Source organism: Thioclava sp. F1Mire-8 (assembly GCF_002213165.1).
GTDB classification, from domain to species: domain Bacteria; phylum Pseudomonadota; class Alphaproteobacteria; order Rhodobacterales; family Rhodobacteraceae; genus Thioclava; species Thioclava nitratireducens.
Map to the genome: position 1 here is coordinate 44,519 of NZ_NBNY01000002.1, position 26,152 is coordinate 70,670.

Genomic DNA, 26,152 nt, shown 5'->3' on the forward strand with positions numbered 1-26,152 from the left:
ATGCGATCAATAGTGGAGCCAATTGTGAAACACGCGGTTAACGAGCCCGCGCGTGCCGCGCCCGTTCTCGCGACGGGGGCGGGGTTGCGCGACGTCTCCCAGCCGCTACGACCAGTGCCGAGCGCTTACGCCCCGCCTGCCCGCAAGGCGCGTTGGCGGCGGCGCCATCATGCGGTGGGGTTGAGCTTCGTGGCGCTGGTGATCGCGCCGGTTCTGGCCGCTGCCTGTTTTCTTTACGCGCAGGCTGCAGATCAGTTCGTCTCCCGCGTCGGCTTTACGGTTCAGCGCAAGGAGGCCGGCCCGGCATTCGATATTTTCGGCGGGCTATCCAGCCTGTCGGGGGCGTCTTCGGACGATACGGATATTCTGTATGAGTTTATTCAAAGCCCCAGCCTTGTCGCCGAGATCGACGATGCGCTCGATCTGAGAGCGATTTGGTCGCGCAAGCGATCAGATCCGGTGTTCGGGCTATCGACCGACGCCAATCTGGAGGATCTTGTCGCCTATTGGCGGCGCATGGTCCATGTGTGGCACGGCGCGGGTGCCGGGCTGCTCGACATCGAGGTGCGGGCTTTCGACCCGGTCTCGGCGCAGAGGATCGCGCAGACCTTGATGGCCCGCAGCTCGACGATGATTAATCGGCTCAGCAACGCGGCGCGCGAAGACGCGATCCGCCATGCGCGCGGCGAGTTGCGGCGGGCGGAGGGGCGACTGAAGGCGGCGCGCATGGCACTCACCACCTTCCGCAATCGCCATCAACTGATCAGCCCGGAGATGGATTTGCAAAGCCAAGCTGGGGTTCTGGGATCGCTGCTCGAGCAGCAGGCGCATGTGATGATCGAGAGCGATCTACTACGCGGCACCGTGCGCAGCGGTACGGATCCGCGGTTGAAGCAGGCCGAGCGGCGGCTGGCGGTGATCGAGAAACGGATCGTGGCGGAACGGCGCAAGCTTGGCATCGAGGGCGGCACGAAGGACGAAGCCTATGCAAGCATCGTGGGCGAATTCGAGCGGCTCATGACGGAGCGCGAATTCGCAGAGCGTGCCTATGCGGCAACGCGTGCGAGCTTTGAGGCGGCGGAGGCCGAGGCGCGCCGCAAGAGCCGTTTTCTCGCGACATTCATGGCGCCGACCCTCGCTGAGAGCGCCGAATATCCCCGCCGCGAAACGCTTCTTGCGCTGATCGCCGGCAGCTTGATTTTGCTTTGGGCGATTGGCGTGCTGGCGGGCTATGCGATCCGGGACCGTCGGTAACGGCGATGATCCGGCTGCAAAATCTCGGCAAGAGCTTCCGCGTTCCCGGTGGCGAGAAAATCGTGGCGCTCGATATCTGCGCGAGCTTTCCCAGCGGGCGATCCGTCGCACTGCTGGGGCGCAACGGGGCGGGGAAATCAACGCTTCTGCAAATGATAGCGGGGACCGCACGGCCCGATCGGGGCCGGGTGATCACGCGGGGCAGCGTCTCTTTTCCTGTCGGCTTCGCAGGGTCGTTTCACAATGACCTGACAGGCGCGCAGAATTGCCGCTTCATCGCGAGGATCTACGGGGTGGATACGGACGAGATGGTGGCCTTCGTGGAGGAGACTGCAGAGCTCGGGCTGCATTTCCGAATGCCGCTGCGCAGCTATTCTTCCGGGATGCGCGCGCGATTGGCCTTTGCGGCGTCGATGGCGATCAGTTTTGACACCTATCTCGTCGACGAGATCACGGCGGTCGGCGATGCGGCGTTTCGCGAGAAGAGCGCAGCCCTGTTTCGCGACCGGCTGAAAGAAGCCGGAGCGATTGTGGTCAGCCACTCAGTGAACCAGTTGCGCGAGATTTGCGATTGCGGCGCGGTGCTCGAGCGTGGACGGCTTGAGTTTTTCGACGATCTCAATGCCGCGATTGCCTGCCACGAACGCAATATGCTTTGAGTTGGGCGATGTCAGTCGTTGAATTCTATTAAAATATTGAGAAAAAACCATTTTCGGGCCGCTTTCCCTCCGCGCTCTGAGCCCAGCCGCGCCTCATGCTTGAGACAGTGAGAACGTTGAAAGCGGAGGTGGCTATGCCTCAATTGACGCCGGTCGCGACCGTAACGAATGGTGCGAAAAATTTCATGACGTCGGTCACCGACCTGCTTCTCGTGCAGGGTGAGACGGGGCCGACGCTTTACTCGATTTCCAATGCGCCAGGCGGCATCGCGCAGCTTCCGCTGACCGCGCGGCTGAATTCGAGCGATCTGGCTTATCTGAGCGAAAGTGCGGGACTGGATGCAGCCGGGACGCTGACCGAGATCTCGATCGACGGCAGTCCTGCCTTGATGGCGACCGGTTCGGCATCGGGCGCGTTTCAAGCGGTCTGGCTAAACCAGAATGACGGTGGAATCAGCGATGTGTTTACGCTGCCGGGGGCGGTTGCGCCGGGTGCGGTGCTTGCGATCGCGCCGCTGCAACTCGACGCGCAGAGCTTTTTCGTCGGCGCCCTGTCGCATGGGAGCGGGCTGCATGTCTGGCAGATGGGTGCCGGAGGCCGGATGACAGAGATCGCGCAGGGCACTGCGGGCGCCACTTGGTCAGCGAATGATGTCCATACTCTCGGCACGGTCGAGATCGACGGGGCGCAATACGTTCTGGCCGCCTCGGCTACGGATAATTCGCTGACCTCGCTCGCGCTCGATACGCAGGGACAGCTGAAGATCGCCAGTCAGATCGATGCGCGCGACGGCCTCTTCATCAACACCCCTAATTCGATCGAGACGGTCCATGTGGGCGGTCAGGCTTATGCGCTTCTGGGAGCGGCGGGCACATGCTCGATCTCTGTCGTGGCGCTCGGTCCGGGCGGGCGGATGGAGGTCACCGATCAGATCAATGACGACCTCGGCACGCGGTTCGAGGGCGTGACGACGCTCGAAACCGTGACGATGGGCGATCAGGTCTATGTGCTGGCTGGAGGCGCCGATGAAGGGGTCAGCCTGCTTACGCTGCTGCCCGGCGGCAAACTGGTCCAGATCGGGACCTTGGCGGACGAGATCGAAACCGCGCTGACCGATCCGGCTGCGGCGGCGATGATCGCGGATGCGACCGGGCTCGATATTTTCGTGGCGGGCGACGTGTCAGCGAGCGCGAGCGATCAGGGAATGGGGCTCAGCCATATCAAGGTGGAGTTGGGCCCTGCCGGTCTGGCGCTGAAGCTTGGCGATGGCGGCGAAACCGTGAAAGGTGGGGTGGAGAACGATCAGATTTCCGGCGGCGCAGGCGATGACGAAATCTACGGCGGGGCAGGGGCGGACATCCTGCAAGACGGCGGCGGTGTGGATACGCTTTGGGGGGGCGAAGGGGAGGACGTCTTCGTGCTCGATGCGGATGGGCGCACGGATTTCATCATGGATTACGAGCCCGGCATCGATCGGCTCGACCTCTCGAGCATGGCCTGGTTCTACACCAAGGAGGCTTTGGACATTACCCCGACGGCGACGGGGGCGGATATTCGGATCGGCGATGAACGGGTGATCTTGAATACCGCGAATGGCTCAAGCCTGAGCGCCACGGATTTCGAAACCTCGGAGCTGCGCGATCTGTGGCATTCCGCGATCAACCCGCTCGAGGTCGGCGATATCCACAAAGAAGGTACAGCGCAGGGCGATATCATAGATGGGCGCGGCGGGGACGATCTGCTGGTCGGCAATGACGGGGCGGATATCCTGCAAGGCATGGGCGGGGATGACCTGCTAAATGGCGGACGGATCGATCGCAGCTACGATCCGTTCGCGGCACAGGTGTTCCGGGTCTATCAGGCGACGCTTGACCGGGCGCCCGATGGAAACGGTCTGCACTATTGGACGGACCTTCTGTCGAGTGGCGCGATCGATCTGCAGGAAGTCGCGGACCGATTCATCAACTCGCCGGAATTCCAGTCGAACTACGCGCAGACGAGCGACGCGGAGTTTCTGACGCTGCTTTACCAGAACGTGCTGGATCGAAACCCCGATAGCGGGGGGCTGAGCTATTGGCTCGACCAGCTCGATCGGGGGGAACGAAGCCGGGAGGAGGTTGTCTTGGGATTTTCGGAAAGCCCGGAATTTCGGAAAGCCACGGAAATCGACACGCTTCTCCTGAGCCAGGCCAGCACTCAGACGGATTTCACCGACGACGTGTTTCGCCTGTATCAGGCGACGCTCGGGCGCGAGCCGAATCTCGGCGGGATGATATATTGGAGCGAGATGCAGGCCGACGGAATGGAGTTTCTCGACGTGGTCTCGGGCTTCGTCAACTCGCCGGAATTCACCGCAACTTACGGCAGTCTCGACGATGCCGGTTTCGTCTCGCTGCTCTATCAGAATGTCTTTGGGCGGGCGCCGGATAGCGAAGGGCTGACATGGTGGGTCGATCAACTCGACAGCGGGGGCTACACTCGCGAGAAGGTCGTCGCCGCCTTCGCGCAAAGCCCCGAGATGATAACCCAGACGGCGCAGTCGCAGATCGATTGGTTCCGTTCCTTCGGCTTCGAGGATCAACTCGATGGCGGCGACGGGTACAACCTGCTCCAGGGTGGCGTGATGGCGGATCAGTTCGTGTTCCGCGCTGATGAAGACGGGCATCACGTCATCATCGATATCGAACCCTGGGATCAGCTGAGCTTCGAGGGGTTCAACTACAGCTCTGCCGCAGAGGCCCGCCACCATATGGTCGAGACCGTCTCCGGCGTGACGTTCTCCGATCAGGGCGTCACGGTCGAGTTCATCGACACCGATCTCGGCCTGTTCTCCGACGGGATGTTCGACCTCTCGGGCTAGGTGAGTTCCGTTCGTAGTGCGGCGAGGTAGCTTGCGACAAGGCTCTCTGCGCGCTCGGGCGTCGCGGCTTCGGCGTAGCAGCGGCATTCAGGAGCGTTGCCAGAGGGCCGCAGATGGACGATCTCGCCCGAGGGGAAGGTTAGGCGCAGACCGTCGGTCTGGTCGATCCGCTCGGCCGGGTCGAAATCGCTGAAGAATTCCGTCCGTGCGACGGGATCGTCCGCGAGGCGATCAATGAAGGCGCGCGAGCGGTCGGTCGAGACTTCGGCGACCCGGTCGGCTGCGGTGAAGCGGGCGGGCAGCTGGGCGACAAGTCCGCTGAGGGCGGTGCCGGCCTTTTTCGCTGCGACCAGCGGAGCGACGATCGGTAGCAGACAATCGCGCGTTGCGAGCGGCGCGATCTGCCCGACAGGGCCCGTTGCGGTGAAGCCCAGAAGGAAGCCGCCATTGGGCTCATAGCCTACGACCTTCGCGGCTGGATCGGCAGCGAGCGCGGCCCCCATCGCGGCGATCACGAAGGGCGATCCGATCTTAGTGCGATGAATGCTGTCGAATTCTGGCATCGCGTCGACCATCGTATTGGCGGAGACCGGGGTGCAGAGGATTTTCGCCCCGAGAAGCCGCGCGGTCAGCGCCCCCAGCACGTCGCCGGGGATCAGCGTGCCGGTCTCGTCGGTCAGCATCGGGCGGTCGGCATCGCCATCGGTCGAGATCACCGCATCCAGCCGTTGCTCGGTGCACCAGCCTTGCAACGTTTCGCGAGTCTCGGGGGCGATCGCCTCGGTGTCGACGGGGATGAACTCGTCCGATCGGGCGAGCGGAACAGCGGTCGCGCCCATCGCCTCGATCGCGGTGACCAGGATGTCGCGAGCGACGGAGCTGTGTTGATAGACGCCGATGCGCAGGCCCTCGAGAGCCTCCGAGCCGAAGGCGTCGACATAGCGGGCGATGTAGTGCGCCGCGGTATCTGCCCCGGGGATTTCGGAGCCGCACTTCTCGGTCACGGGATGGTCCTGACCGAGCCGGTCGAGGATGGCGGCCTCGTCCTCTTTCGCGATCTCGCCATGCGGGACGTAGAATTTCAGCCCGTTGCGATCGGCGGGGATGTGGCTGCCGGTGACCATGATCGCGGCGTTGCCCGCCCCCATCGATGCGAGCGCGAGCGCGGGGGTAGGGAGCGCGCCCTCGCGGATCGCGGTGAGTCCGGCGTCGCGGATTGCGGCGATGACGGTCTCGGCGATCGCTGGGGAGGAAGGGCGCAAGTCCCAGCCCACATGGACGGCTCCGCCCTGCGGGCAGGCAGACAGGAACGCGCGGGTGTAATCGGTGACCAGCGCGTCGGTCAGTTCGGTGACAAGGCCGCGCAGCCCGCTGGTGCCAAATTTCGGTGCCATAAGTCCTCGATTGTCGCGCCGTTGCAATCGCGTCGACCCTAGGGGGAGGGGGGGGGACAGGCAAGCGCCGTGCGCAGCTCTCAGATACAGTTAACGCCAGATTCCTATCGTCGGTCCCATCGCAACCATCGCAGGAAATCCCGATGCCCGATCAGACCGCCAATCTCGCGCTGCCGCTCATCCTTGGCAGCCAGGCCCAGAAACACGTCACCCATAACGAGGCGCTGCAACGGCTCGATACGCTTGTGCAGCTTGCGGTGATTTCGCGCAGTGTAAGCGAACCTCCGACCGGTCCATCCGAGGGGGCGAGGTATCTCTTGCCAGCCGGTGCGCTGGGCGCGTGGGCGGGGCACGACGGCGCGCTTGCGATCTTCTCGGCCGGGGCTTGGCAATTTCTGAGCCCGCGTGCGGGCTGGCGCGCTTTCGTGCTGGATGAGGCGGTAGAACTGGTCTTCGCAGCAGGCGCCTGGGACGTGCCGCCGTTGCCGGAGTTGAGCCAACTCGACGGTGTCGGGATCATGACTGGCTATGATGCGGTGAACCGGTTTTCGGTTGCCGCCGAGGCTACGCTGCTGAGCCATGCCGGGGCGGGTCATCAGCTCAAGCTGAACAAGGCAGCGGCGGCGGAGACGGCGAGCCTGCTGTTCCAGTCGAACTGGTCTGGCCGGGCCGAAATGGGACTGGCGGGCAGCGACGACTTCGCGATCAAGGCGAGTGCGGATGGCGCGACATGGTTCGAGGGTCTGCGCATCGACGCGGCCACCGGCCGCGCGACGATGTCGCAAGGCGCGGTGATCGACGGAGCGCTGACAGGCAGCGGCGTCGTCGGCACGGTCGCGCAGGTCGGCGGCGTATCGGCGGGTGCCGTGATCGAGCAGGGCAGCACCGCCTCGGGCGATTACATCCGCTTTGCCGATGGCACGCAGATTTGTTCGGCGCAGCTGAGCCTTAGTTACGTCGCGGATTGGGCGCTCAAGGAGGACTGGGCTTATCCGGCGCAATTCGCGCAGGCGCCCTGTCTGAGTGTCGCGCTCGATGCGGACAGCCTCGCGGCGGGCAGTGCCATTAGTGCGGGCGCGCTCTCCTTCGCGGGAGTCGAGGCCGTCACGAGTTCGGGCGCGCGCGCCGTGGTCTATGCCACGAATGGCGCGAGTTTCCTCAGCGGTGAGAGTTGCGATCTGAGCGTCACCGCGATCGGGCGCTGGGTGTGACGCTTACTCGGCGGGGCGAGCGAGCGGTTTGTGCGCCCCGTCGAGTCGGATGAAAATCTCGGACAGGCGGTCACTGTAGCGCGCGGCGATCGCATCGGCGGAGAAATGGCGGCGCACGAAGGCTTCGGCCTGCGCCGCCTTTTTCTTGCGCGCATCCGGGTGGCTGCGCGCCGCTTGTAACTGGGCGACCGCGGCGGTGTGATCGGGCTCGCCCCAGAGCATCCCCGGTTCGACATAGAGATAGTCCTGCGGCGCGACTTCGACCTCGATCGCAGGCACAAGCCACGCGGTCTCTTCGTTGCAGAATTCCAGATTGCCGGAATAACCCGTGCATAGGACCGGCACGCCAAGCACCATCGCCTCGAGCATACCGAACCCCCAGCCCTCGGAGCGATGCATCGACACGTAGAGGTCCGCACCGGTCATCAGCTCCAGCACTTCCGCGTGATCGAGCGTCTCGTCGAGCAAAGAGAGGCGCGGGTCCGCCGCCAGGAGGCGCTCGATTTCGGACCAAAGCATGGCTTGCGCCGGATCGCAGATACGGCCGCGATTCTGCGTCTTGATCAGTAGGCGCACCTCCGCATCCTCGCCAAAGGCCGCGCGGAAGGCGTGGATCGTGCCGAGCGGGTTCTTCCGTTGTACGAACGAGAAACTGTCGAAACTGGCGAGGCAGACGAAGCATTGCTCGGGCCAATCGTTGCGTCGGCGCAGGGCGCTGCGCGCGTGGCCCCGGTCGATGGCGGGCGGTTCAGGATAGCACATCCCGACATTCACCACCGGCTTATCGGTCGCCTTGCGGTAAATTTCGGCGCAATATTCCGAGGGCACCCAGACCTCGTCGATCAGATCGAGGGCGAGGCGATGGCAGGCAGGGGCGCGGTTCAATTCCCAGTGCATATAGGCGATATTGTAGGCGTCGGAATAACAGTCGGCGTCGAAGGAGAAGGCCGGGGGGATCGCGTCTGCATTCAGGTGCAGGAGGTTGATCCGCGCGGGGCGGGATACGGCGGTCTTGGCTCCGCCTTGCGCTGGCGTCGGATTGTCGCGCGCGCTTTCCACCGCGTTGAGCGTGACGTCGCAGCGGGACAAAATGTCATGCGAGAGCCGCGTCGATTGGCCCAGTCCGGAGGCTTTCGCGAAGGGGCCGAGGACTTGAACATCGACCGGGACGCCCTTCGGGGCAGGGCGGGTGGCAGCCGCGAGACGATGGCCGCCGGGTGCGCGCAGGAACGCCAGGCTGTCGAGGTCGAACCCATTCTCGCGCAGCGCCGCTGCATAGTGCGCGCGGGTGATCGGCGGGCCGGGATGCAGCCGCGCGCAGACATCCGAGAGGCGACCGCCTTCGAGAAGCATCTTCGTTTCACTTCGACGCAGGAACAGCAAGATCTCGGGCCGCTCGACCGCGAGGATCATCGCGAGCACATGCAGCATCCGGCGGTGGCGCTCGATTTTCGGCGAAAACTGCGCGAGCGGCGGGATGGCCTCGCGCAGGGCCAGAAGGCCGCGGGTCATCGGCCAGGGGCCGGGGGTTTCCGACTGGGACAAAGACTCGATCAGGCTGGCGGGGAGGAGGCAATCGGCGATGCCGAGCGACGGGGCCCCGCGAAGTGCCCATGCGGTCGCGGTGTCGCGATCGTCCCCGGTCTTTCCGAGGATATGCATCGCTCGGCTCGGGCCGCCGGGGTGGATCTCCGTATTGAGCCAGTCGATCGCGGCGCGACTCACCGGGATTTGCTGTGCCGGGTGCTGCGCGGCGTGGCTCTCAAGATACCAGCGGAGAATGTTCGATACCGCCCTGTCGCTGCCATCAAGAGGAAGCTGCTTCGCCATCCCCGCATGATGGCGCGCGTAGTCGATGTAGGAAAAGAGCGGTGCGGGCAGCGCCTCTTTCCTCGCGCGCGAGGTGAAAAGGGGGTGCTGCGCGCTCAGATGGGGAGTGCGGGCCCGCTCTGTCCCGGCGGTGCGTAGCGTGACGATCGGGCCAAGCATATGGCGCCGCAGAGCGTCTCTCTCTTTCGGACACGGTGCCGCATCGGGGTCGAAGCGCAGCGAGGCAATCGGGCCGCCGCCGGGAAGGTGCAGGCTGAGCGCACCGCCTGCGGCGTCCTTCAGGGCCGGCGAGAGAGGGAGTGCGAAGCCGTGGTTGCCCGCGCCGATGCCTGCCTGCACAAGATCGGCGCGAAACATTGCCGCGCGCCCCGACCCGAGCCGCCCAGCGTTACAGTGGATCTCGATATCGAGCGGGGCGCTGTCGCCTGTCTTCGCGAGCCAACCGATTACCCTTCCGTTCTCGAGCCGCTCGAGCGCGCCGCGATAGCCGCGCAGGCGGTGGAGGAACGAGACGGCGGATGGGGGCGGGGCGAAAGTCGACATGCCAAAATTGTCTTCGAGAAAAGTCAATTTTCGATGGATAAGCCCTGGTCCATCGTCGGCGATAATCGCAACACTCCGCGCCACCCGGAAATTGGCGGGTGACCCGGTCGGCGTCATTACGGCTGCGCCATCAATTGTTCGGCCAGCGCCGCGGCGGAGCAGTCCTGCACCGTGGCGATCTCAGTCAGGCTTTGCGTCACGGTGGCGCCCAGTTTGGCGGCGGCATCCGTTCCCGACATTCCCAGCACCGGGGCGGCCTCGGACAGCGGTGCGTCGAACAGCGCTTGGGCGATCGCGAATTGCGGCGGACCCCGGCGCGCGCCGTTCTCCGGCCCGATGACGGAGGGAAGCGCGAAGGCGAGTGCCGCGACGAGGGAGAGGGCAAGCGCCAGCGCCATCGGCGCGCGCTTCAGGTAGCAGCTCATCGGTCGCCAGTTCTTCCAGATGTGCAGTCCGAAAGGCACGATCAAAACCATCGAGAGCCATTCGTGCATCCCGTGAAACCACGCGCTGCCCCAATGGAAGAAAAGGGCGATTCCCGAAACCAGCGATACGAGAAAAAGACCGGTGATGAGCGGTGTGGCGTAGCGGTTGAGAATGGCGGGCATTGAAGGCTCCTGTGAAACTGCGACCGCGTGCGTTTGCGGACATCAACTTCCACGCGGGGCGAGCAAATTTCCGTCCTCAAAGCCGCCTTGCAGCCCGCGCATGACGCTTGCGCGGGGGCAGGAAGGCGCAACAGCCTTGAAATCCGCGAGGGGAGCAAGTATCTGGCGGCAGTTGCGCCGAAAGCGGCGCGGTTTTTTCGGCTCAAGGGCGCCGCATTGGGCGCGTAAGGAACGACGACGATGGCAAACCCACTCCAGTTTCTCCAGCAGGTGCGCTCGGAAGCGGGCAAGGTGGCTTGGCCGAGCCGCCGCGAAGTTCTGCTGACGACCGGCATGGTGCTGGCGATGGCGGCACTGACGGCAATCTTCTTCTCGCTGGTGGACTGGGTGATCCGTCTCGGCGTGACGCAGGTGATCGGGAGCTGATAGGCCCCCGGGCGCTCGCCGCCAGACCTAATTCGCAGTTGCGGCGAGGAAGTGATCGCGCTCCAGCCTTACGCTCTTGAAATCACAGGGCTCCGGCGGTAAAGGGGCGGGACTTTCCCAGAGGCGGCGTGCATCGATTCGCGTGGTGCGCGCTGTTTTTTATTCTGGGAGAAGCGGGTAATACCGTGAAATAACAGGAATTTTCGGCGCTCCGGCGTCGGCGGCAAGAGGCAAAGAATCGGCATGGCGAAGCGTTGGTATTCGGTAAGCGTTCTCTCGAACTTCGAGAAGAAAGTGGCCGAGCAAATCCGTCAGGCCGTGATCGATCAAGGTCTGGAAGACCAGATCGAAGAGGTTCTGGTGCCGACCGAAGAAGTGATCGAGGTGCGTCGCGGCAAGAAAGTGACCTCCGAACGTCGCTTCATGCCGGGCTACGTGCTGGTGCGGATGGAGATGACCGACAAGGGTTACCACCTGATCAACTCGACGAACCGGGTCACCGGGTTCCTCGGGCCGCAGGGCCGGCCGATGCCGATGGGCGATGCGGAAGTGAACCGCATCCTCAGCCGTGTCGACGAATCGGGTGAGCAGGCGGCACCGCGCAGCCTCATCACCTTCGAGGTCGGCGAGAACGTGAATGTGACCGACGGGCCCTTCGAGGGCTTCTCGGGCATGGTCGAGGAAGTGGACGAGGCGGCGAGCCGCCTGAAAGTCACCGTCTCGATCTTCGGCCGGCCGACCCCGGTCGAACTGGAATACACGCAGGTGCAGAAAACCGCCTGAGTGGGAGCCGTGGGAGGCGAGGGGCCCTGCGCGACAGGGAGGCCCGGACCGAACCACTAAACTTCGCGACCCCCTAGGGGCGTGACAGTGATAAGGAGAGGGCCACATGGCCAAGAAAGTTGTTGGGCAGCTCAAGCTGCAAATTCCGGCAGGCGGCGCGAACCCGTCCCCGCCGGTCGGTCCGGCGCTGGGTCAGCGCGGGATCAACATCATGGAATTCTGCAAGGCGTTCAACGCCAAGACGCAGGAAATGGACAAGCAGGCGAAGATCCCGACGATCATCACCTACTACGCCGACAAGTCGTTCACCTTCGAGATCAAGCAGCCCACGGCTAGCTTCATGATCAAGCAGGCGGCCGGTCTCAAGCCGGTCGGCAAGCGTAACCGTCCGAAGGGTTCGGAAGCTCCGGGCCGCGTCACCGCCGCGACCATCACCGCCGCTCAGGTGCGTGAGATCGCCGAAGCGAAGATGAAGGACCTGAACGCCAACGACATCGAAGGCGCGATGAACATCATCCTCGGCTCCGCGAAGTCGATCGGCATCGAGGTGAAAGGCTAAGTCATGGCAAAGCTCGGTAAACGCACCAAAGCCGCCCGCGAAGCCTTCGCCGGCAAGTCGAACGTCTCCGTCGAGGAAGCCGTTTCGCTGATCAAGTCGAACGCGAACGCGAAATTCGACGAGACCCTCGAGATCGCGATGAACCTCGGTGTTGACCCCCGTCACGCCGACCAGATGGTTCGTGGCGTCGTCGCTCTGCCGAACGGCACCGGCAAGACCGTCCGCGTGGCTGTCTTCGCTCGTGGCGCGAAAGCGGATGAGGCCAAGGAAGCCGGGGCCGATATCGTCGGCGCCGAGGACCTGATGGAAACCATTCAGGGCGGCACGATTGAATTCGATCGTTGCATCGCGACCCCGGACATGATGCCGATCGTCGGCCGTCTGGGTAAGGTCCTGGGCCCGCGCAACCTGATGCCGAACCCGAAGGTCGGCACCGTGACGATGGACGTGAAAGCGGCTGTCGAAGCGGCGAAAGGTGGCCAGGTTCAGTTCAAGGTCGAAAAGGCCGGCGTCATTCATGGCGGCATCGGCAAGGTCTCCTTCTCGGAGGAGCAACTGGCCGAAAACATCCGCGCCTTCGTGGATGCCGTGACCAAAGCCAAGCCCGCCGGCGCCAAGGGCACCTACATGAAGAAGGTGTCCCTGAGCTCGACGATGGGCCCGGGCGTCGCAGTCGACATCACGTCGGCGACCGGCAACTAAGAGAATTCCACCGGGGGAAACCTCGGTGGGTGGTGGGGCGGCGGCCTAAAGTCTCCGCCCTGACCTGTCCGAGACGGAGGGTGCCAGATCCCGCAAGGTGACGGCTTAATTTCCTTCCTGAGATGGGGATCGAGACCAATTCCGGGTTTGGGCCTTCGGGCCGATCTCGGGCGATCTGGCCTCGGGCCCTTCGGACCCGACCCCGGGAAACCGGGACAATGAGAGCCGGGGGGAAACCCCCATACTTGGAGTGTAACTGTGGATAGAGCCCAAAAAGAGAAAGTGGTCGAGGAACTCGGCCAGATCTTCGCAAGCTCTGGCGTCGTAGTGGTTGCTCACTACGAAGGCATGACGGTTGCTAACATGCAGGACCTCCGCGCACGCATGCGTGAAGCGGGTGGTTCGGTTCGTGTTGCCAAGAACAAGCTCGCCAAGATCGCCCTTGAAGGTCAGCCCTGCGAAAGCATCGCTGAATACCTGACGGGCATGACCGTGCTTTCCTATTCCGAGGACCCTGTCGCTGCGGCGAAAGTGGTCGTCAACTATGCCAAAGAGAACGAGAAGCTCTCGATCCTCGGCGGCGCAATGGGAGACTCGGCACTCGACATCGCTGGTGTCAAAGCTGTCGCTGACATGCCGTCGCGTGAAGAGCTCATCGCTCAGATCGTGTCGCAGATCGGCGCACCCGCTTCGAACATCGCCGGTGCCGTTGGCGCGCCTGCTTCGAACATCGCGAGCATCCTTTCCACCATCGAGGAAAAGGCTGCGTAAGCAATCGACTTGTCCCGTAGCGGCTTGAAACCGCGACGTTGGAAACCCAAATCTAGGAACTGAAAAATGGCTGATCTGAAAAAACTCGCCGAAGAAATCGTGGGTCTGACCCTCCTGGAAGCCCAGGAACTGAAAACCATCCTGAAAGACGAATACGGCATCGAGCCGGCTGCTGGTGGCGCCGTCATGATGGCTGGTCCGGCTGCTGGTGGCGAAGAAGCTGCTGAAGAGAAAGACGAATTTGACGTCGTTCTCGTCGAAGCTGGCGCTCAGAAGATCAACGTGATCAAAGAAGTCCGTGGCATCACCGGCCTGGGCCTGAAAGAAGCCAAAGAGCTCGTTGAAGCTGGCGGCAAGGTCAAGGAAGGCGCTGCGAAAGCGGAAGCCGAAGAGATCAAGAAAAAGCTCGAAGACGCTGGCGCGAAAGTCGAGCTCAAGTAAGCGAGCCGGATGCGTCCGCATCCGATCTGAAAAATGGGCTGGGTCCGGGGTTTTCCCGGGCCCAGCCGAACCTGTCTCGGAGAGGGCTTTGGCGCCCTGAAGCCCTCTCCAAGGCGGTGTTCGCGGTTCGGGAGCCTTCCGGTGGGACGGAAGGCAGGTATGGAACCGCCCCCCCTTCATTCGCCTTGCGGCGTGCAATGGGCCCCGACATTGCATGTGCCGCGAAGAGACGAAAGGTCACGCAGAGCATGGCTCAAGCTTACGTTGGTCAGAAACGCATCCGTCGCTATTACGGCAAAATCCACGAAGTCCTCGAAATGCCGAACCTCATCGAGGTTCAGAAATCCTCCTACGATCTGTTCCTGCGCTCCGGCGAAGTGGATCAGCCCACCGATGGCGAGGGTATCCAGGGCGTTTTCCAGTCGGTCTTCCCGATCAAGGATTTCAACGACAACGCCATCCTGGAGTTCGTGAAATACGAGCTCGAAAAACCAAAATACGATGTCGACGAGTGCCAGGCTCGCGACATGACCTATTCGGCGCCGCTCAAGGTGACCCTGCGCCTCATCGTGTTCGATGTGGACGAGGAAACCGGCGCGCGCTCGGTCAAGGACATCAAGGAGCAAGACGTGTTCATGGGGGATATGCCCCTCATGACCAAGAACGGTACGTTCATCGTGAACGGCACCGAGCGGGTCATCGTGAGCCAGATGCACCGCTCGCCGGGCGTTTTCTTCGACCATGACCGCGGCAAAACCCACTCCTCGGGCAAGCTGCTGTTCGCCTGCCGCATCATTCCCTATCGCGGCTCGTGGCTGGACTTCGAATTCGACGCCAAGGACCTCGTGTTCGCGCGTATCGACCGCCGCCGGAAACTGCCGGTGACGACGCTGCTTTATGCGCTGGGGCTCGATCAGGAAGGCATCATGGATGCCTATTACGAGACCGTCACCTACACCGCGAAGGGCAAGTCGGGCTGGGTCACCAAGTTCTTCCCCGACCGCGTGCGCGGCACCCGTCCGACCTTCGATCTCGTCGACGCGGCGTCGGGCGAAGTGATCCTGAAGGCGGGCGACAAGGCGACCCCGCGCATGGTCAAGAAATGGCGTGACGACAACTCGGTTCCCGAGCTGCTCGTGCCGTTCGATCACATCATGGGCCGTTTCTGCGCCAAGGACATCATCAACGAGGAAACCGGCTTCATCTACATCGAAGCCGGCGACGAGCTGACGGCGGAATACGACAAGAACGGGGAACTCTCGGGCGGTTCGATCAAGACCCTGATCGACAACGGCATCACCGAGATCCCGGTGCTCGACATCGATAACGTCAATGTCGGTCCCTACATCCGCAACACCATGGCGTCGGACAAGAACATGAACCGCGAAACCGCGCTCATGGATATCTACCGCGTCATGCGTCCGGGCGAACCGCCGACCGTCGAGGCCGCGGAAACCCTGTTCAACAGCCTGTTCTTCGACTCCGAGCGCTACGACCTTTCGGCCGTGGGCCGCGTCAAGATGAACATGCGTCTCGACCTCGATGCGCCGGACACCCAGCGCACGCTGCGCCGCGAAGACATCATCGCCTGCATCAAGGGCCTGGTGGAGCTGCGCGACGGCAAGGGCGAGATCGACGACATCGACCACCTCGGCAACCGCCGTGTGCGTTCGGTCGGCGAACTGATGGAAAACCAGTATCGCGTCGGCCTGCTGCGCATGGAGCGCGCCATCAAGGAGCGTATGTCCTCGGTCGAGATCGACACGGTCATGCCGCAGGATCTGATCAACGCGAAACCGGCCGCGGCCGCGGTGCGTGAATTCTTCGGTTCCTCGCAGCTGTCGCAGTTCATGGACCAAACCAACCCGCTGTCGGAAGTCACGCACAAGCGTCGCCTTTCGGCGCTCGGTCCGGGCGGTCTGACCCGTGAGCGTGCCGGCTTCGAGGTGCGCGACGTTCACCCGACCCACTACGGTCGGATGTGTCCGATCGAGACGCCGGAAGGTCAGAACATCGGCCTGATCAACTCGCTGGCCACCTTCGCCCGCGTGAACAAGTACGGATTCATCGAAACCCCGTACCGCAAGGTCACCGACGGTCAGGTCACCGACGAGGTGGTTTACATGTCCGCGACCGAGGAAATGCGTCACACTGTGGCGCAGGCGAACGCGACTCTCGATGAGAACGGCAAGTTCATCAACGATCTCGTCTCGACCCGCCAGTCGGGCGAATACGCGCTCAACCCGCCGGAAATGGTGGACCTGATCGACGTGTCGCCGAAGCAGCTGGTCTCGGTCGGTGCAGCGCTCATTCCGTTCCTCGAAAACGACGACGCCAACCGCGCTCTGATGGGTGCGAACATGCAACGTCAGGCCGTGCCGCTTCTGCGCTCGGAAGCTCCCTATGTCGGCACCGGCATGGAAGCGACCGTCGCACGCGACTCCGGCGCTGCGATCATGGCGAACCGCGGCGGCATCATCGACCAGGTCGATGCGCAGCGTATCGTTATCCGCGTGACCGACGATCTCGAAGCGGGCGATGTGGGCGTGGACATCTATCGTCTGCGCAAGTTCAAGCGTTCGAACCAGTCCTCGACCATCAACCAGCGTCCGATCGTGAAAGTGGGCGACCGGGTGGTGAAGGGGCAGATCGTCGCTGACGGTCCGTCGACCGACATGGGCGAACTGGCTATCGGTCGCAACGTGGTCGTCGCCTTCATGCCGTGGAACGGCTATAACTACGAAGACTCGATCCTGATCTCCGAGCGGATCCACCGCGACGACGTGTTCACCTCGATCCATATCGACGAATACGAAGTGGCGGCGCGCGATACCAAGCTCGGCCCGGAAGAGATCACCCGCGATATCCCGAACGTCGGCGAGGAAGCCCTGCGCAACCTAGACGAGGCCGGTATCGTCTATATCGGCGCCGAAGTGGGGCCGGGTGACATTCTCGTCGGTAAGATCACGCCGAAGGGCGAAAGCCCGATGACGCCGGAAGAGAAACTCCTCCGCGCCATCTTCGGCGAGAAGGCATCGGACGTGCGAGACACCTCGCTGCGTCTGCCGCCGGGGGCTTACGGCACGATCGTGGAAGTCCGCGTCTTCAACCGTCACGGCGTCGACAAGGACGAGCGTGCGCTGCAGATCGAGCGTGAGGAAGTCGAGCGTCTGGCCCGTGACCGGGACGACGAGCTCGCCATTCTCGAGCGCAACATCTACGCGCGTCTCAAGACCCTGATCACCGGCAAGACCGCCGTGAAGGGGCCGAAAGGCGTCAAGGCTGGTTCGACCATCGACGAAGAACTGCTGGGCACCCTGTCGAAGGGCCAGTGGTGGCAGCTCGCGCTCGAAGACGAGGGCGACGCCAAGGAAGTCGAAGCCCTCAACGACCAGTTCGAGGCGCAGAAGCGCGCGCTCGACCTGCGCTTCGAGGACAAGGTCGAGAAGGTCCGTCAGGGCGACGATCTGCCTCCGGGCGTGATGAAGATGGTCAAGGTTTTCGTGGCTGTTAAGCGCAAGCTTCAGGCTGGCGACAAGATGGCTGGCCGTCACGGCAACAAGGGCGTTGTGTCGAAAGTCGTTCCGATGGAAGACATGCCGTTCCTCGCCGATGGCACCCCTGTCGATCTCGTGCTGAACCCGCTGGGCGTGCCGTCGCGCATGAACGTCGGTCAGATTCTCGAGACGCACATGGGCTGGGCTTCGCGCGGTCTGGGCAACCAGATCGACGAGGCGCTGAAAGCCTATCGTCGTAACGGCGACCTGACCCCGGTTCGCGAAGCGATGAAGATCGGCTATGGCGACGAGACCTACGGTGAGATCATCGAAGGTATGGATGACGAAGCGTTCATCGAGAGCGCCGAAGCCGTCCGCACCGGCGTTCCGATCGCGACCCCGGTCTTCGACGGCGCCAAGGAGGCCGACATCAACGACGCGCTCAAGCGTGCGGGCTTCAACGAATCCGGTCAGTCGATCGTGTTCGATGGCCGCACCGGCGAGCAGTTCGCGCGGCAGGTCACGGTGGGTGTGAAGTACTTCCTGAAGCTTCACCACCTCGTCGATGACAAGATGCATGCCCGTTCGACCGGTCCGTACTCGCTCGTCACGCAGCAGCCGCTGGGTGGTAAGGCGCAGTTCGGCGGTCAGCGTCTCGGGGAGATGGAGGTCTGGGCTCTGGAAGCTTACGGCGCCGCCTACACCCTGCAGGAGATGCTGACGGTGAAGTCGGATGACGTGGCAGGCCGGACGAAGGTCTACGAGTCGATCGTCAAAGGTGAGGACAACTTCGAAGCCGGCGTGCCGGAGTCGTTCAACGTTCTCGTCAAAGAGGTCCGGGGCCTCGGCCTCAATATGGAACTCCTGGACGCGGAGGATGAGGAGTGAGGGCTTCGGCCCTCCTCTAAGCCCTTCCGCCCTCATTCAAGGATTTACAGATGAACCAGGAACTGACCCAAAACCCGTTCAACCCGCTCGCGCAGCCGAAGGCGTTTGACGAGATCAAGATCTCGCTCGCCTCGCCGGAGCGGATCCTGAGCTGGTCCTTCGGTGAAATCAAAAAGCCGGAAACCATCAACTACCGTACGTTCAAGCCCGAGCGTGACGGTCTGTTCTGCGCGCGCATCTTTGGCCCGATCAAAGACTACGAATGCCTGTGCGGCAAATATAAGCGCATGAAGTATCGCGGCGTCGTCTGCGAGAAATGCGGCGTCGAAGTCACCCTCCAGAAAGTGCGCCGCGAGCGTATGGGCCACATCGAACTGGCCTCGCCCGTCGCTCACATCTGGTTCCTCAAGTCGCTGCCTTCGCGCATCGGCCTGATGTTGGACATGACGCTGCGCGACCTCGAGCGTATCCTCTACTTCGAAAACTTCGTGGTGATCGAGCCGGGTCTGACCGACCTGCAATACGGTCAGCTGATGTCCGAAGAAGAGTATCTCGACGCGCAGGACACCTATGGCGCGGATGCTTTCACCGCCAATATCGGCGCGGAAGCGATCCGTGAAATGCTCGCTGGCATCGATCTCGAAGCCACGGCCGAGCAGCTCCGCGAGGAGCTGAAGGAAGCCACCGGCGAGCTGAAGCCGAAGAAGATCATCAAGCGTCTGAAGATCGTCGAGTCGTTCCTCGAGTCGGGCAACCGTCCCGAGTGGATGGTGCTGACCGTGCTTCCGGTGATCCCGCCGGAACTGCGTCCGCTCGTCCCGCTCGACGGTGGCCGTTTCGCGACTTCGGATCTCAACGATCTCTATCGTCGCGTGATCAACCGGAACAACCGTCTGAAGCGTCTGATCGAACTGCGTGCGCCCGACATCATCGTGCGCAACGAAAAGCGGATGCTGCAGGAATCGGTCGATGCGCTGTTCGACAACGGCCGTCGTGGTCGCGTCATCACGGGCACCAACAAGCGCCCGCTGAAGTCGCTCTCGGACATGCTGAAAGGTAAGCAGGGTCGTTTCCGTCAGAACCTTCTGGGTAAGCGCGTCGACTTCTCGGGTCGTTCGGTCATCGTGACCGGCCCGGAACTCAAGCTGCACCAGTGCGGTCTGCCGAAGAAGATGGCGCTCGAACTCTTCAAGCCCTTCATCTACTCGCGCCTCGAGGCCAAAGGCCTGTCGAGCACCGTGAAGCAGGCGAAGAAGCTGGTCGAGAAAGAGCGCCCCGAAGTGTGGGATATCCTCGACGAGGTCATCCGCGAGCACCCGGTCCTGCTGAACCGTGCGCCGACGCTGCACCGTCTGGGTATCCAGGCGTTCGAACCGATGCTGATCGAAGGCAAGGCGATCCAGCTGCACCCGCTCGTCTGCTCGGCGTTCAACGCTGACTTCGACGGTGACCAGATGGCCGTCCACGTCCCGCTCTCGCTGGAAGCCCAGCTGGAAGCGCGCGTGCTGATGATGTCGACGAACAACGTTCTGTCGCCCGCCAACGGCGCGCCGATCATCGTTCCTTCGCAGGATATGATTCTGGGTCTCTACTACGTGACCATGGAACGCGAAGGCATGAAGGGCGAAGGCATGTCCTTCTCCTCGGTCGAGGAAGTGGAGCACGCGCTCAACTCTGGCGAAGTGCATCTGCACGCCAAGATCACCGCGCGGATCAAGCAGATCGACGAAACCGGTAACGAGGTCTACCAGCGTTTCGAGACCACGCCCGGCCGGGTGCGCCTCGGCGCGCTGCTGCCGCTGAACGCGAAAGCTCCGTTCGAGCTGGTGAACCGTCTTCTGCGTAAGAAAGACGTGCAGAACACGATCGACACCGTCTACCGCTATTGCGGTCAGAAAGAGTCGGTCATCTTCTGCGACCAGATCATGGGCATGGGCTTCAAGGAAGCGTTCAAGGCGGGCATCTCGTTCGGCAAGGACGACATGGTTATCCCGGACAACAAGTGGGACATCGTCGAAACCGTCCGCGACCAGGTCAAGGACTTCGAACAGCAATACATGGACGGTCTGATCACCCAGGGTGAGAAGTACAACAAGGTCGTCGATGCGTGGTCGAAGTGTAACGACAAGGTCACCGACGCGATGATGAACACCATCTCGGCGCCGAAATACGACGAGAATGGCGCCGAGCAGGAACCGAACTCGGTCTACATGATGGCCCACTCGGGTGCGCGTGGCTCGGTGACGCAGATGAAGCAGCTGGGCGGCATGCGTGGCCTCATGGCCAAGCCGAACGGCGAGATCATCGAGACGCCGATCATCTCGAACTTCAAGGAAGGTCTGACCGTTCTTGAATACTTCAACTCGACCCACGGCGCCCGTAAGGGTCTGTCGGATACCGCACTGAAGACGGCGAACTCGGGGTACCTGACCCGTCGTCTGGTGGACGTCGCTCAGGACTGCATCGTGCGTACGCATGATTGCGGCACCGACCGCGCGATCACCGCTTCGGCGGCTGTGAACGACGGTGAAGTCGTCGCTCCGATCTCGGAGCGCGTGCTGGGCCGTGTCGCAGCGGATGACGTGACGGTTCCGGGCGAGGACGAAGTGATCGTCCGCGCCGGCGAGCTGATCGACGAGCGCAAGGCCGACGCGATCGAGCAGGCGGGCGTCCAATCCGTCCGTATCCGCTCGGCGCTGACCTGTGAGGCCGAAGAGGGCGTTTGCGCGCTCTGCTACGGTCGCGACCTCGCACGCGGTACGCTGGTGAACCAGGGCGAAGCGGTGGGCATCATCGCCGCGCAGTCCATCGGTGAACCCGGTACGCAGCTGACGATGCGGACCTTCCACTTGGGCGGTGTTGCTCAGGGTGGCTCGCAGTCGTTCCTCGAGGCCAGCCAAGAGGGCAAGATCGAGTTCCGCAACGCCAACATCATCCTCAACGAGATGGACGAGCAGATCGTCATGGGCCGGAACATGCAGATCGTGATCGTGAACGATCAGGGTGACGAGCTTGCCTCGCACAAGATCGGCTACGGCACCAAGGTCTTCGTGAAGGATGGCGAAACGGTCAAGCGCGGCGACAAGCTGATCGAATGGGATCCCTACACCCTGCCGATCATCGCCGAGAAGCCCGGTAAGGTGCGCTTCGTGGACCTCATCTCGGGTATCTCCGTTCGCGAGGATACCGACGATGCGACCGGCATGACCCAGAAGATCGTGTCCGACTGGCGCGCTGCGCCCAAGGGCAACGATCTGAAGCCGGAAGTTCTGATCCTCGGCGAGGATGGCGAACCGGTCCGCAACGAAGCGGGCAACCCGGTGACCTATACCATGTCGGTGGACGCGATCCTCTCGGTGGAAGACGGTCAGGACGTGAAGGCGGGCGACGTCGTTGCGCGTATTCCGCGCGAAGGCGCGAAGACGAAGGACATCACCGGCGGTCTGCCGCGTGTGGCCGAACTCTTCGAGGCACGCCGTCCTAAGGATCACGCGATCATCGCCGAAATCGATGGCTATGTGCGCTTCGGCAAGGACTACAAGAACAAGCGTCGGATCGCGATCGATCCGCGTGACGAGGGTCTGGAGCCGGCAGAGTACATGGTGCCGAAAGGCAAGCACATCCCGGTGCAGGAAGGCGACTTCGTGCAGAAGGGTGACTACATCATGGACGGCAACCCGGCGCCGCACGACATCCTGCGCATCATGGGGATCGAGGCTCTGGCCGACTACCTCATCAACGAGGTGCAGGACGTCTATCGACTGCAGGGCGTGAAGATCAACGACAAGCACATCGAGGTGATCGTTCGCCAGATGCTGCAGAAGATCGAGATCCTCGACTCCGGCGATACGACGCTCCTCAAGGGCGAACATGTCGACAAGGTCGAGTTCGACGAGGAGAACGACAAGGTCGCGGCCCGTGGTGGGCGTCCGGCGCATGGCGAACCCGTGCTGCTCGGCATCACCAAGGCGTCGCTGCAGACCCGGTCGTTCATCTCGGCGGCCTCCTTCCAGGAGACGACCCGCGTCCTCACCGAAGCCTCGGTGCAGGGCAAGCGCGACAAGCTCGTGGGCCTCAAGGAGAACGTCATCGTCGGCCGTCTGATCCCGGCGGGTACCGGTGGCGCGACCACCAAGGTCCGCAAGATCGCGACCGAGCGCGACTCCAAGGTCATTCAGCAGCGTCAGGCCGAGGCGGAAGCCGCGGCAGCGCTGGCGGCTCCGACCGAGGAAGAGGCCGATTTCGGTCCGGTCGAGACGCCCGAAAGCCGCGATTGATCCAACTCCGGTTGGAAACGATATGACACACCCCCGCGCGATCGCTCGCGCGGGGGTTTTTCTTTGCGCGAACCCGATCCGTGGGGCAGTGTAACGTCGAAGGGCGAAAGCCTGTTTGCCGGAGGAGGGACCCCGATGATCCGCTTTGTCACCCCGTTTGCGCTGAGCGCGTTGATCGCGTTGCCTGCTTTCGCAGGAGCCTATCAGGATGCGGAGGCCCAGCTGCGCAAGGCCTATGGGGACTATCGTGCGGCGCTGTTCCTGTCGAACCAGGGCAAGCAGGCGGAAACCAAGGCCGCGCTCGATCGCTTCGTCGGCGAGTGGCAGTCCCTGTCGGACGAATGGACCGCTTCGCCGCCGCCGCAATATGCCGATGACGCGGTTCTCGGCGCGACCTTCGACAAGGTCGGCGAACTGGCCGCGAAGGCCAAGGAAGAGGTCGCCGCCGGCAAGTTGCCCGAGGCGCATGAGACCCTCGAAGGGGTGCGTGAGAGCATCGGCGATCTGCACCTGCGCAACGGTGTCGTCGGCTTCTCGGACCGGATGAATGCCTATCACGCGGAAATGGAAAAGGTGCTCGCCCGCGATTACGTCCGGATGGGCGGCGAGGGCGCGCGCCAGTTGATCGCGGATGCCTCGCTTCTGAGCTACCTCGCGGCGCAGGTCGTCAAGCATCCGGCGCCGGAGGCCGACGCCGATATGAGCTATCAAAAACTCGTGGACGGCTTCGCGGTCTCCGTCGCGTTTTTCTATGATGCGGCGATGGCGGGCGACATGGAGCGCGCGATGGAGATGCGAAACGCCCTCAAAGCGAGCTACGCGCAGCTTTTCGCGAAATTCGGCTGATCGGCCACAGGGGGGCGGCTGTCCCGGCATGATCCGTTTACAAGACCGGGTCGCAGGTCTAATAGAGCCGCACCTTCGGCGCTACCGTGGCGCAGCGACAAAAGAGTTCTGGCACCCATGCCCGAGATTTCCATCGTCATCCCGGCAAAGAACGAGGCGCCCAACATCGCGGGGCTCCTCGACGAGATCGACGCCGCCTGCGCGCCGGTCTGCGACTACGAGGTGATCGTGGTCGATGACGGCTCGGATGACGGGATGGACCAGATTCTGCGCGAGCGCATGGAGACCCATCCGAACCTGCGTCTGCTGCAGCATTTGAACGCCGCCGGTCAGCGGGCTTCGGGCGGTCAGAGCGCGGGCGTGCATTCGGGCGTTCGGGCCGCGAAGGGCCACATCATCTGCACGCTCGATGGTGACGGTCAGAACCCGCCGTCGGAACTGCCTGCGCTGATGGCGCCGCTGCGCGCCGAGGGCTCCGAGATGATCGGGCTGGTCGCGGGGCAACGCGTCGGGCGGCAGGACACGATGTCGAAGAAGCTGGCGTCCAAGCTCGCGAACAAGATCCGCGGCGCGATCCTCAAGGATGGCACCCGCGACACCGGTTGCGGCCTCAAGGCGTTCCGGCGCGAGGCGTTCCTGGCGCTGCCCTATTTCGACCATATGCATCGCTACCTCCCCGCGCTGTTCTCGCGCGATGGGTGGCAGGTGGCCCATGTCGACGTGGCCCACCGCTCGCGCGGCGGCGGCAGCTCGAATTACAACAATCTGCAGCGCGGTCTTGTCGGCATCGTCGACCTGATGGGCGTTGCGTGGCTTCTCCGTCGGCGCAAGAAAGCGCAGCCCGGAGAAGTGGCGCGCGAGGAGTGACGCCGATGGACTGGCTGATGGATATGCTTCACGTGGAAAGCATAGTCGAGCTGTGGTGGGTCCTGTTCGGCCTGCTTGCGCAGCTGATGTTCACCGGGCGGTTTCTCGTCCAGTGGATTGCCTCCGAGCGCAAGGGCGAATCCGTAGTGCCCATTTCGTTCTGGTATTTCTCGGTCGCGGGCGGTGCGATGCTGCTGACCTATGCGCTCTATCGCAGAGACCCGGTTTTCGTTCTCGGCCAGTCGCTCGGGGTGTTCATCTACGGGCGCAATCTGTGGCTGATCTATGCCAAGCGTCGGCGCGAAGCTTGATCGCGGGGCGGATCGGGACGGCTGGTTCCTCCCGACCCTGATCGTCGTCGCCGCAGCCACTGCGCTGCGGCTCGTATTCCTGGCGTTCAACAAAACCGATCTCTTCGTCGACGAGGCGCAATACTGGCTTTGGGGCCAGCATCTCGACTTCGGCTATTATTCCAAGCCGCCGCTGATCGGCTGGCTGCTTCGGGCGGTGACCGATCTGGCGGGCTCCGATGCGCCGTTCTGGGTGCGGATGCCGGGCGCCATTCTGCACGGAATCACGGCGCTGGTACTTGGCGCCTTGGGGGCCCGGATCGCATCGCGTCGGGTCGCGATCTGGTCGGCTGCGATCTATGTGACGCTGCCCTTCGTCGCGCTCGGCTCGGTGCTGATCTCGACCGATACGGTGATGGCGCCCTTCTACGCTTTGAGCTTGCTGTTCCTGCAACGCGCGGGCGGTAGCCGCCATTGGTCGGACGCGCTGGCCGCGGGGCTGACGGCAGGGCTGGCCTTCATGGCGAAATACGCTGCAATTTACCTGATGCCCGGTCTGGCGCTGGCTGCACTTGTCGCGCCGGCATGGCGGATCGGCTGGCGCAATACGGTGATTGCGGCGCTGGCGTTCGGGCTCGTGATCGCGCCGAACGTCGTCTGGAACCTCACCCATGGCCTGACCACGGTCTCGCATACGATGGACAATGTTGGCTGGGTCCGCGAAGGGGCCGAGCTGAATTTCGGCTCGATGGCCGAGTTCGTCGCCTCGCAATTCGCCGTCTTCGGGCCGGTGACGATGGTGGCATTGCTGATCGGCTATGCGAGCTGGGGTGACCCGGCGAAGCGCGGGCTGGCGATGCTCTCGGTGCCGCCGCTGGTCGCGGTGACGCTCGAGGCGCTCTTGGACCGGGCCTATGCCAATTGGGCGGTCGCCGCCTATTTCGCCGGAACCGTTCTGGCGGCGATGGTTCTGCGCGACATCTGGCGCTGGATTGCAATCCTGATCAACGGTCTGATCGCGCTGTCGATCCCGCTGCTGACCGTCCTCGCACCCTATCCGCAAAAAGACGGCGCGCCGCTCCTGAAGCGGTGGTTGGGGCAGGCCGATCTGAGCCGCCAGATCCTGACGCTCGCGAAAGAGGCCGATGTTCCGGTGTATGCCAGCAATCGCGCAATCCTCGCCGATCTGTTCTATACGGGGCAGGGCGCGGGCGTGACCGTCTACGCACCGAAGCCCGTCGTGCGGGCCGACAGCTATTACGAGCAGATGTGGCCCTTGCCACAGGACTACAAAGGTCGCCTACTTCTGATCGCCAACAGCCCGCCCGATTGCGGCAGCGGCCCGGTCTCGCCGGCGGCGCAGCTCGATGCGACGGGGACTTGGGCCGATAAGGGGTATGCGGCTTATCTGGTGGAGGCGCGCTGTGTCCGTTCCGAAAATTGAT

Annotated in this window: 19 protein-coding genes; 16 read left to right on the forward strand and 3 right to left on the reverse strand. The window is 63.1% G+C overall.

Annotated elements, in window-relative coordinates; translation table 11 throughout:
- Positions 1-24: 24 nt before the first annotated feature.
- The 3 genes from B6V75_RS08685 (at position 25) to B6V75_RS08695 (ending at position 4,774) form a co-directional block, all read left to right on the forward strand.
- Complete coding sequence (locus B6V75_RS08685; RefSeq protein WP_146735122.1) at positions 25-1,254, forward strand: hypothetical protein; 1,230 nt, start codon at positions 25-27, stop codon at positions 1,252-1,254.
- A gap of 5 nt (positions 1,255-1,259) precedes the next feature.
- Positions 1,260-1,913 carry an ABC transporter ATP-binding protein gene (locus tag B6V75_RS08690; protein WP_088719459.1) on the forward strand — a complete coding sequence of 218 codons (654 nt, stop codon included), beginning with the start codon at positions 1,260-1,262 and terminating at the stop codon, positions 1,911-1,913.
- 134 nt (positions 1,914-2,047) lie between these two features.
- Complete coding sequence (locus tag B6V75_RS08695; RefSeq protein WP_146735123.1) at positions 2,048-4,774, forward strand: DUF4214 domain-containing protein; 2,727 nt, start codon at positions 2,048-2,050, stop codon at positions 4,772-4,774.
- Here B6V75_RS08695 and B6V75_RS08700 read toward each other — a convergent pair.
- Complete coding sequence (locus B6V75_RS08700) at positions 4,771-6,168, reverse strand: phosphomannomutase (protein WP_088719461.1); 1,398 nt, start codon at positions 6,166-6,168, stop codon at positions 4,771-4,773. The genes B6V75_RS08695 and B6V75_RS08700 overlap by 4 nt on opposite strands.
- Before the next feature lie 143 nt (positions 6,169-6,311).
- Here B6V75_RS08700 and B6V75_RS08705 point away from each other — a divergent pair, with 143 nt between their 5' ends.
- Complete coding sequence (locus B6V75_RS08705) at positions 6,312-7,379, forward strand: DUF2793 domain-containing protein (RefSeq protein ID WP_088719462.1); 1,068 nt, start codon at positions 6,312-6,314, stop codon at positions 7,377-7,379.
- Between the two features lie 3 nt (positions 7,380-7,382).
- Here the strand turns inward: B6V75_RS08705 and B6V75_RS08710 are convergent, their stop codons facing one another.
- Together B6V75_RS08710 and B6V75_RS08715 are read right to left on the reverse strand one after the other, a co-directional pair.
- On the reverse strand, positions 7,383-9,752 hold the full coding sequence (locus tag B6V75_RS08710) for a glycosyltransferase family 4 protein (RefSeq protein ID WP_168174459.1): 2,370 nt from the start codon (positions 9,750-9,752) through the stop codon (positions 7,383-7,385).
- Positions 9,753-9,868: 116 nt separating this feature from the next.
- Positions 9,869-10,360: a DUF4405 domain-containing protein gene (locus tag B6V75_RS08715; protein ID WP_088719464.1), complete on the reverse strand. Its 492-nt coding sequence runs from the start codon at positions 10,358-10,360 to the stop codon at positions 9,869-9,871.
- A 240-nt stretch (positions 10,361-10,600) separates the two neighbouring features.
- On the opposite strand from B6V75_RS08715, the gene secE reads away from it, so the two are divergent.
- The 12 genes from secE to B6V75_RS08775 all read left to right on the forward strand — a co-directional run bounded on the left by secE (position 10,601) and on the right by B6V75_RS08775 (position 26,151).
- On the forward strand, positions 10,601-10,786 hold the full coding sequence (secE, locus tag B6V75_RS08720; protein ID WP_075773824.1) for a preprotein translocase subunit SecE: 186 nt from the start codon (positions 10,601-10,603) through the stop codon (positions 10,784-10,786).
- Positions 10,787-11,029: 243 nt separating this feature from the next.
- On the forward strand, positions 11,030-11,569 hold the full coding sequence (gene nusG / locus B6V75_RS08725) for a transcription termination/antitermination protein NusG (protein ID WP_075773825.1): 540 nt from the start codon (positions 11,030-11,032) through the stop codon (positions 11,567-11,569).
- A 106-nt stretch (positions 11,570-11,675) separates the two neighbouring features.
- Positions 11,676-12,128: a 50S ribosomal protein L11 gene (gene rplK / locus B6V75_RS08730; RefSeq protein WP_075773826.1), complete on the forward strand. Its 453-nt coding sequence runs from the start codon at positions 11,676-11,678 to the stop codon at positions 12,126-12,128.
- Positions 12,129-12,131: 3 nt separating this feature from the next.
- Positions 12,132-12,830: a 50S ribosomal protein L1 gene (rplA, locus tag B6V75_RS08735; protein ID WP_075773827.1), complete on the forward strand. Its 699-nt coding sequence runs from the start codon at positions 12,132-12,134 to the stop codon at positions 12,828-12,830.
- A 258-nt stretch (positions 12,831-13,088) separates the two neighbouring features.
- Positions 13,089-13,601 carry a 50S ribosomal protein L10 gene (gene rplJ / locus B6V75_RS08740; protein WP_075773828.1) on the forward strand — a complete coding sequence of 171 codons (513 nt, stop codon included), beginning with the start codon at positions 13,089-13,091 and terminating at the stop codon, positions 13,599-13,601.
- A 66-nt stretch (positions 13,602-13,667) separates the two neighbouring features.
- Positions 13,668-14,042, forward strand: coding sequence for a 50S ribosomal protein L7/L12 (gene rplL, locus B6V75_RS08745; protein ID WP_075773829.1), 375 nt, complete (start codon positions 13,668-13,670; stop codon positions 14,040-14,042).
- A 248-nt stretch (positions 14,043-14,290) separates the two neighbouring features.
- The gene (rpoB, locus tag B6V75_RS08750; protein WP_075773830.1) at positions 14,291-18,427 is read left to right on the forward strand and encodes a DNA-directed RNA polymerase subunit beta; all 4,137 of its coding nucleotides are present in this window, start codon (positions 14,291-14,293) and stop codon (positions 18,425-18,427) included.
- Between the two features lie 50 nt (positions 18,428-18,477).
- On the forward strand, positions 18,478-22,704 hold the full coding sequence (gene rpoC, locus B6V75_RS08755) for a DNA-directed RNA polymerase subunit beta' (protein ID WP_075773831.1): 4,227 nt from the start codon (positions 18,478-18,480) through the stop codon (positions 22,702-22,704).
- Positions 22,705-22,839: 135 nt separating this feature from the next.
- Positions 22,840-23,550: a hypothetical protein gene (locus tag B6V75_RS08760; protein ID WP_088719465.1), complete on the forward strand. Its 711-nt coding sequence runs from the start codon at positions 22,840-22,842 to the stop codon at positions 23,548-23,550.
- Positions 23,551-23,667: 117 nt separating this feature from the next.
- Entirely contained in the window at positions 23,668-24,417 is a 750-nt protein-coding gene (locus B6V75_RS08765; protein WP_075773833.1) for a glycosyltransferase family 2 protein, read from the forward strand.
- Between the two features lie 5 nt (positions 24,418-24,422).
- Positions 24,423-24,728 carry a lipid-A-disaccharide synthase N-terminal domain-containing protein gene (locus B6V75_RS08770; protein WP_075773834.1) on the forward strand — a complete coding sequence of 102 codons (306 nt, stop codon included), beginning with the start codon at positions 24,423-24,425 and terminating at the stop codon, positions 24,726-24,728.
- Positions 24,703-26,151, forward strand: coding sequence for a glycosyltransferase family 39 protein (locus tag B6V75_RS08775; protein WP_088719466.1), 1,449 nt, complete (start codon positions 24,703-24,705; stop codon positions 26,149-26,151). Before B6V75_RS08770 ends, B6V75_RS08775 begins: the two co-directional genes overlap by 26 nt.
- Position 26,152: the final 1 nt, after the last annotated feature.

What these genes read in the sequence shown, in the direction of transcription:
- B6V75_RS08775 (WP_088719466.1), top strand. Translation starts at nt 24,703, where the DNA reads ATGCCAAGCGTCGGCGCGAAGCTTGATCGCGGGGCGGATCGGGACGGC.
- secE (WP_075773824.1), top strand. Translation starts at nt 10,601, where the DNA reads ATGGCAAACCCACTCCAGTTTCTCCAGCAGGTGCGCTCGGAAGCGGGC.
- B6V75_RS08765 (WP_075773833.1), top strand. Translation starts at nt 23,668, where the DNA reads ATGCCCGAGATTTCCATCGTCATCCCGGCAAAGAACGAGGCGCCCAAC.
- B6V75_RS08760 (WP_088719465.1), top strand. Translation starts at nt 22,840, where the DNA reads ATGATCCGCTTTGTCACCCCGTTTGCGCTGAGCGCGTTGATCGCGTTG.
- rpoB (WP_075773830.1), top strand. Translation starts at nt 14,291, where the DNA reads ATGGCTCAAGCTTACGTTGGTCAGAAACGCATCCGTCGCTATTACGGC.
- rplA (WP_075773827.1), top strand. Translation starts at nt 12,132, where the DNA reads ATGGCAAAGCTCGGTAAACGCACCAAAGCCGCCCGCGAAGCCTTCGCC.
- rplL (WP_075773829.1), top strand. Translation starts at nt 13,668, where the DNA reads ATGGCTGATCTGAAAAAACTCGCCGAAGAAATCGTGGGTCTGACCCTC.
- B6V75_RS08710 (WP_168174459.1), bottom strand. Translation starts at nt 9,752, where the DNA reads ATGTCGACTTTCGCCCCGCCCCCATCCGCCGTCTCGTTCCTCCACCGC.
- B6V75_RS08690 (WP_088719459.1), top strand. Translation starts at nt 1,260, where the DNA reads ATGATCCGGCTGCAAAATCTCGGCAAGAGCTTCCGCGTTCCCGGTGGC.
- nusG (WP_075773825.1), top strand. Translation starts at nt 11,030, where the DNA reads ATGGCGAAGCGTTGGTATTCGGTAAGCGTTCTCTCGAACTTCGAGAAG.
- rplK (WP_075773826.1), top strand. Translation starts at nt 11,676, where the DNA reads ATGGCCAAGAAAGTTGTTGGGCAGCTCAAGCTGCAAATTCCGGCAGGC.
- B6V75_RS08700 (WP_088719461.1), bottom strand. Translation starts at nt 6,168, where the DNA reads ATGGCACCGAAATTTGGCACCAGCGGGCTGCGCGGCCTTGTCACCGAA.
- B6V75_RS08695 (WP_146735123.1), top strand. Translation starts at nt 2,048, where the DNA reads ATGCCTCAATTGACGCCGGTCGCGACCGTAACGAATGGTGCGAAAAAT.
- B6V75_RS08705 (WP_088719462.1), top strand. Translation starts at nt 6,312, where the DNA reads ATGCCCGATCAGACCGCCAATCTCGCGCTGCCGCTCATCCTTGGCAGC.
- B6V75_RS08770 (WP_075773834.1), top strand. Translation starts at nt 24,423, where the DNA reads ATGGACTGGCTGATGGATATGCTTCACGTGGAAAGCATAGTCGAGCTG.
- rpoC (WP_075773831.1), top strand. Translation starts at nt 18,478, where the DNA reads ATGAACCAGGAACTGACCCAAAACCCGTTCAACCCGCTCGCGCAGCCG.
- B6V75_RS08715 (WP_088719464.1), bottom strand. Translation starts at nt 10,360, where the DNA reads ATGCCCGCCATTCTCAACCGCTACGCCACACCGCTCATCACCGGTCTT.